At 67.0% G+C, this 6241-nt stretch carries 3 protein-coding genes and 1 pseudogene; 1 reads left to right on the forward strand and 3 read right to left on the reverse strand.

The genetic code is table 11. The features are described from left to right. Positions 1–172 (reverse strand): annotated as a pseudogene (locus ABZS66_RS59895) (NfeD family protein); the annotation flags it as partial. An 826-nt stretch (positions 173–998) separates the two neighbouring features. On the opposite strand from ABZS66_RS59895, the gene ABZS66_RS59900 reads away from it, so the two are divergent. Then, positions 999–1841: an SAM-dependent methyltransferase gene (locus ABZS66_RS59900; RefSeq protein WP_354773658.1), complete on the forward strand. Its 843-nt coding sequence runs from the start codon at positions 999–1001 to the stop codon at positions 1839–1841. Between the two features lie 797 nt (positions 1842–2638). Here the strand turns inward: ABZS66_RS59900 and ABZS66_RS59905 are convergent. Both ABZS66_RS59905 and ABZS66_RS59910 read right to left on the reverse strand, forming a co-directional pair. Further along, positions 2639–3514, reverse strand: coding sequence for an NAD(P)-binding domain-containing protein (locus ABZS66_RS59905; protein WP_354773660.1), 876 nt, complete (start codon positions 3512–3514; stop codon positions 2639–2641). A gap of 911 nt (positions 3515–4425) precedes the next feature. Further along, positions 4426–5661, reverse strand: a complete 1236-nt coding sequence (locus ABZS66_RS59910) for an NAD(P)-binding domain-containing protein (RefSeq protein ID WP_354773662.1) — start codon at positions 5659–5661, stop codon at positions 4426–4428. Between the last annotated feature and the right edge of the window lie 580 nt (positions 5662–6241).

The raw sequence follows: 6241 nt of genomic DNA on the forward strand, positions 1-6241 counted from the left end.
TCGTCACCGCGAACACGATGGCCTGCACCGCCTCGTTCGCGCCGAGGGCGGCGGCACCCGCGGCGGCGAACGCCCCGAACGCGACCATCAGCAGGACGAAGGTGGTCGTAGACAACTCCACCACGACCAGGGCGGCACCGACAATCAGCCAAATGATCAGCCAGCCGTCCATACCACAACGGTGACACGCCGATGTGTACACCGCCGCCATCCCACCACACCACCTCCGATATCCGTGTCGATCCCCAACCAGAATGGGTGTCAACCCTCACGTCGAACCCGCGGCGACCCCCAGCAGCGCCGCCATGGGCCAGGGCTGATCGCGCCGGGCCAGGGCAGGCTGCGATCAGCGTCGGGAAACCTGGTGTGGTAGGGCTCCCGCCACGGGAGCCCGGCGCAGGACCTGCACCTTCGGGCACGACCTCGACGGTGCGGTAGACGTCGGCGACCTACCCGACGGTCAGGTCGTCAAGACCGGGCAGCAGCCCGGCTGCCAGTGAACGACCATCGTCGTCGCCGTGGTCGCCGGGCCGAGCAGCGTGAGGAGGGTGCCTGCCGACAACGACACTCCGGACCCAGCGGGCGCGGCGGTTGCTCACGCCCACACGGGCAGCGGCGGCGCGCAGCGCATCGGATCGCTCGCGCGGTGATGCGCGGGCCCGGGTGGTGATGCCAGGGGACGGCGCCGGGCACGACCAAGCTGGCTTCCCGCAGCACCGCGACCCGGAGCCTGGATGCAATGCGGCATGGACATGGCGGCCGAAGCCATCGCTTCGAGACCAACGCACCGTCGCTGGTGACGTAATACGTGGCCAAGGGGTCAGGGCAGCAGGCCGGCAAGTGCGATTCGAGGAGTGACGCCTTCCGCACGCTGGGACAGGTGGTCAATGGCCTGCTGGGCGTTCGAAGGACGGTACCTCCTCCGCGGACCTGTGGCTGACCGAGTCCAGTTGCGCAGGTATCAATCCCCCGGCCCGGCCCCACCAAACGACTGGTTCATGGCCCGACGCGCAAAGGAAGACATCGTGGGTGGTTCGGCAGACGCGGCCGAGTTGAAGCCAGCGACCTCGGCCAGGATCTACGACTACTTCCTCGGCGGCACACACAACTTCCCGGCCGACCGGGACGCCGCCAAGAACATCGCAGAACGGTTTCCGCTGACCGCGGCCCTGGCGCGGAACAATCGCGCATTTCTGCGCCGCGCGGTGCGATACGTCGCAGATGCTGGCGTGCACCAGTTCCTCGACATCGGATCCGGCATCCCGACCGAAGGCAATGTCCACGAGGTCGCGGCGGAAGTAACCCCGAATGCCCGGGTGGTATATGTCGACATCGATCCGGTTGCCGTCTCAGAGAGCCTGGAGATTCTCGACACCACCGACTGCACCACCGCGATCCTCGGCGACCTCCGCGACCCCCAGACGATCCTGGCCCACCGCAAGGTGCGCAGTCTGCTCGACTTCAGCCAGCCTATCGCTGTGCTCCTCAACGCGGTCTTGCATTTTGTCCCCGACGATGCCCAGGCCAACAAGGCGGTTGCCGACCTGCTCGCGACGCTAGCGCCCGGCAGCTACCTGGTTGCGTCGCACGTCTCGATCGATGGCCAGGATATCGACGACAGCGACCTGGAGTTCGTGGAGAACACCTACAAGCAGCAGACCACCACCCCGTTCCAGCCGCGCACCCGGACCCAGATCGCCCAGTTCTTCACCGAGCTGGAGATGGTCGAACCCGGTCTGGTCTGGCTACCGCAATGGCGTGCCGCCCCAGGGGACCCGACCGACTTCACCGACAGCCCACCGACCAGCTCCTGTCTGGTCGGCGTCGGCCGCCTGCCGTAGCTGCACCCTGTTGGCGACGGCCCGGTGGGCGCCCCCCGGCGATGTTGCCAGGGTTCCTACGAGGAGCGGAGCACCGCAACGTCAGATGCCTGCGGGATCGCGGTTGATCGGGCCATGTATGCCTGCGTTATCGACACTTCTCTCATGTGGTCCGGCAGCCATCACGATGGAGCAGGCCGTGTCATCCCCGCACAGGCTGGAAGGCGAGGTCAGCATCGACTCTCCACAGGCTCGACGCTGGCAGTGTGACCGTCCCGCGCGCCCTCGCCCCGAGCAGGGGCTGACCTAGCGCCCCAGCCGGTCAAGACCCGAACCCGGCGAGATGACCATACGTCGCGTCCAGTGCCAGCTCCGCGAGGATGCCCGTCGCGCCAGACCTTCCACGGCACAGAGGCTTGGGCACACTGGCCACCGCGGCAGCCATAGCCTGGGGTGATGCTTCCGCCATCGCCGACACCCCTGTGGACGGAAGCATCACCTCCGCAGCGTTCGCCGACCCACGCAGTCGTGTCGATGTAGGAGCCGGCGTTACCTGGCAGGGTGCCTCGTAAATCCCCAAGATCTTCTACTTGCAGCCGTGGCTCACCGTCGCCCGCGAGGCCCTAACGTGAGCCGCCGCGTCGTGCGGGTCGCGCCGCGCGTCGCTGCCGTGCCGGCCTTCGCCTCCCGCAAAAGAGTTGGCGTAGCCTCCCGCGCCTTCTCTCCGACCTCGCCTCGTGCGCCACGCATCGTCGCAGGACGCCAACGACACCGGCCCCGTCGACGCCCCGCATCCCGTCGGCACGCAATCATGGTCGCTATCTGCTTGTCTTCGCGAAGTCGAAAATCTGCTCGGCCGTTGCGTCAGTGAGCTCGGTGAGCGGGAGGGCTACGCCCACTTCAGTGGCGAGATCGCGCGCTGCCGCCAGGTCCTTGTGGAGCAGGCCCATGATGTAGGCGATGCGCTCGGGTGTCATCGCCTCTTCCCCGTCGCGGAGCCCCAGCGGCGTGAGGAGTGTCCGTCCGGTGGGATCCGACGTCGATATCACTTCGATTAGGTTCCTGGGCGATGCGCCATAGGCTTCGAGCAGTCGCGAGGCCTCGTCGACGACGCGCCAGCTACCGTACGTGATGACGTTCCGCGCGATCTTCGTCGCCATGCCCGCGCCGAGGGGCCCGCAGTACACCACGCCTGCGGCCGCGTCGTCGAGCACGGGAAGCACGCGGGCGACGGTGGTCTCGTCTCCTCCGAGCATGGCCACGATCTTGCGTGTGGGGTCGATGGTCGTAGTGGTCACCCCACAATCCAGAAGCGTCACGTCTGCCGTCGCGCACAGTGCGGCGAGCTCGCGGACGGCTTCCAGCGACACAGTCGACATGAGTACGACGACCATCCCCGCAGGTGCGGCCGAGAGGATGCCGTCGGGGCCTTGGAGGGCGGAACGCGCCTGGTTCGCGTCCACGACGGCGACAAATACGACGTCGCTTACGCCAGCGACCTTGGCCGGGGAGCTCAGCTGGGCTGGCACGCCGGGCAGGGACGCGGACGCGTCCTGGCGCACGTCGTAGACGGCGAGGGGGCGATTGCGCGCGACGAGCGCGCGCGCGACGCTCCCGCCGATCATTCCCAGGCCGATGACCCCTGCACGCAGTCCGTCGGTGACCGCGTCAGGGGAATGGTGCTTGCTGCTCATTGTTCTCCTTTGATTGAAGGTCGACGTGACCGTGGAGCGGAAGGCTCACTGCCCTGGGATGGTGAGGTGTAGAAGATGTTCCCGCGCGCGCCGTTCGAGCATGGGCGCACTAGGTGCGTAGCTTCGAAAAGGCCTCTTGCGCGGTCGCTGGATCTGCGGGCGGGATGTCGCCTTCGAGGTTCACCGCGAGTCCGAACGCGCCCGCCTTGACGCGTCCGATATCGGCGGCCGCGCGAACCGTCGAGTCGGCAACGTCGAGTTTTCACGTGGCGGGTGACTGGTCCTCAACGCGGAGCGAAAGCACGCGGCGTAGCCCGCAGCGAACAACTGCTCGGAGATTGGCACCGTCGCCTGAACGTCTCATCTGCTTCTTGTGTGCGGCCATCTCAAGGTCGATGCGTCGTTCGCCGGTAGTGACATGGCCGTTGCTGCTCTGACCGCTGGGGAGAGCAGCGACGGCGTACCGCCCTACCGCGTAATCACTCTGTTCCGTGGCGTGTCGTTGCGCGGATGTTCGGCGATGTCTGCCGTTGAGGCGTCCGCTTGCTGACCTTCTGCGCCGTCGGCGGAGGACCCGTCTGGGATACGTCGGACTGCCGTGCCCAGCGGCGGATAGTCGTACACCTTCACGATGAACGCGATTGCGACTGTCGACACGAGCATCTGCAGGAACCGGCGATTGGCGCGATCGCCGTGGAAGACGCGGATGCTTCGCAACGCCTTGAGCGCGACTGAGCCGAACCAGAAAGTCGTGGATCACCTGCCAGAAACCGGGGGGATCATTTCCAGCTATCCGCACCCGCGCTCGGGAGATTGAGCACATTGATGTCGGCCCGACAGCCGACGAGCGGCTCGTTGAACATACGGGGACCTCCGAAGGCATGGCATGTGCTGGCGGCGGATTGGGTTCATCAGGACGCCGGTGGAGATTCGGCGATGAGGTCTTCGACGACGGTTTGCAACACTGTCCCGTTGCCCCAGCCTGCGTAGTAACTGCCGTGGAGCACGAGCTCCCGCAGCTGGGCCACGGTGAGCTCGCCGTTGACGAGGGCCCCGCGCAGTTGCACCTCCAGTAGGTCCGCTCGACCGAGCATCGCGGTGATGCCCAGTGTGAACAGCCGCCGGTCGCGTCGGGGCAGGTAAGGGCGCGCCCACACCTCAGCGAGCAACTGGTCGATCGTCTGCTCGATGAAGGGAACAGTGCTGCCCTCCGGGATCCTCGCACTGAAGCCCTTCCCATAGGCACGGTCCATCATTGCCAGGCCCCGCGCGCGGGGCTCGTCGGGGAGCGCCTCGGCGAGCCGCCCGGAGAACACAGCGTCCATGGCGGAACGCACTCGGTCCAGGATTGGGGTCTCCAGGCCCTCGTGGGCGGCCAACGCCTGCGCTGCGGCGAGGTCCCTATCGGCCTGACGAACGGTGGCCGCGACACGATTCGCGGCGATCGGAACATTCGCCTGGACACCTCGAAGCAGGCTTAGCGGGTCCGATCCTGCGTCGTCTCTCTCGGCGACCACGGTGAGCAGGTGTTCGAGCGCGACACCACTTGCTCGAGCCATTGCGGCGGCCTCGTAGACGACGGCCCAATGGCCGTAGATGATCGCGTTGCGCGCGAGCTTGGTGACCATCCCAGTCCCGAGCGGCCCGCAATGAACGACTGCCTTGGCGAATGCCCCGAGAACCGGCAGGGCTCTGTCGACGACGTCGTCGGGTCCGCCGAGCATGACAACGAGTCCGTTCTCGGCCGCGTGCCCTTCCCTCATGACCCCTCCGTCGAGAAGGGCGACGCCGCGCGACGCGCACAGGTCGGCGAGCTCGTACACCGCTTCGATGGACACCGTGGACAGGAGCACTGCCGTGAGTCCGTCGTGTGCAGCGGACAGCAGCCCGTGTGTGCCGTCAAGTATGTCGCGTGCTTGTACCGCGTCCGCAACGGCGAGGAGCACCACGTCGGCGACAGCGGCGACAGCGGCGGGAGATGCGACCAGCGCAGAAATCCCCGCGTGAGCGGCAGAGGCTTCCGGCCAAACATCACAGACAGCGACCGGTGCCATGCCGTTTCGCGCGAGGCTGATCGCGACGCCTCCACCGACCGTGCCGAGACCGATAACACCCGCGCGGGGACGGGGGCCCTGAACGGAAGTCATGAGCGTTCTCCTGTGTGTAGGTCGGCGCGGCCGAGGCAACGGGTTTGCGGCTGGTGCGATGTCGAAGGGTTGGGCGACGGGAGCGAAAGTGTGGGGCGAGCGGTGAGCCAGGCAGTGGTCACTACCAGCAGAGCGGCTAGGAAGGGGTACACGTCCCGCGCCAAAGTGGACCGGGTAGGCCGATTCAGTCCGGTAGCACCTGTCGGCCGCATCCCCGGCTCACGCGCACTCCGCGCCCCGCTAGCCGCAGCGATCGGCCAAACCGGTCTCCCGCGACAGCTGCCGACTCCCAAACATCCGACACTCCCTTCAACAGTGCCGCCATGTGCGTCGGAGGCGCCGAGTCGGTCACTGCGGTCCGAACGCGCGTGTGCTGAATGGGAAACGGTGCACTCGCGCGCACCCGCCGGCTGGGGCAGGCAAGACCTTCGGGTTCGAGTCCGCACCCATCGTGTGGCCGTCCAGGCCGCACACATCGTTTGCGGCCTCATGATTCCGGAGGGTGCCTAGTCGTTTGCGCGGGTGCGGCCGCGAGGTGGTCAATGCCGCCGCCCTGACCGCCGTACTGCTCGTCGAGGTG

The organism is Dactylosporangium sp. NPDC005572 (assembly GCF_040605515.1).
Classification (GTDB): Bacteria; Actinomycetota; Actinomycetes; order Mycobacteriales; family Micromonosporaceae; genus Dactylosporangium.

What these genes read in the sequence shown, in the direction of transcription:
- ABZS66_RS59905 (WP_354773660.1), bottom strand. Translation starts at nt 3,514, where the DNA reads ATGAGCAGCAAGCACCATTCCCCTGACGCGGTCACCGACGGACTGCGT.
- ABZS66_RS59910 (WP_354773662.1), bottom strand. Translation starts at nt 5,661, where the DNA reads ATGACTTCCGTTCAGGGCCCCCGTCCCCGCGCGGGTGTTATCGGTCTC.
- ABZS66_RS59900 (WP_354773658.1), top strand. Translation starts at nt 999, where the DNA reads ATGGCCCGACGCGCAAAGGAAGACATCGTGGGTGGTTCGGCAGACGCG.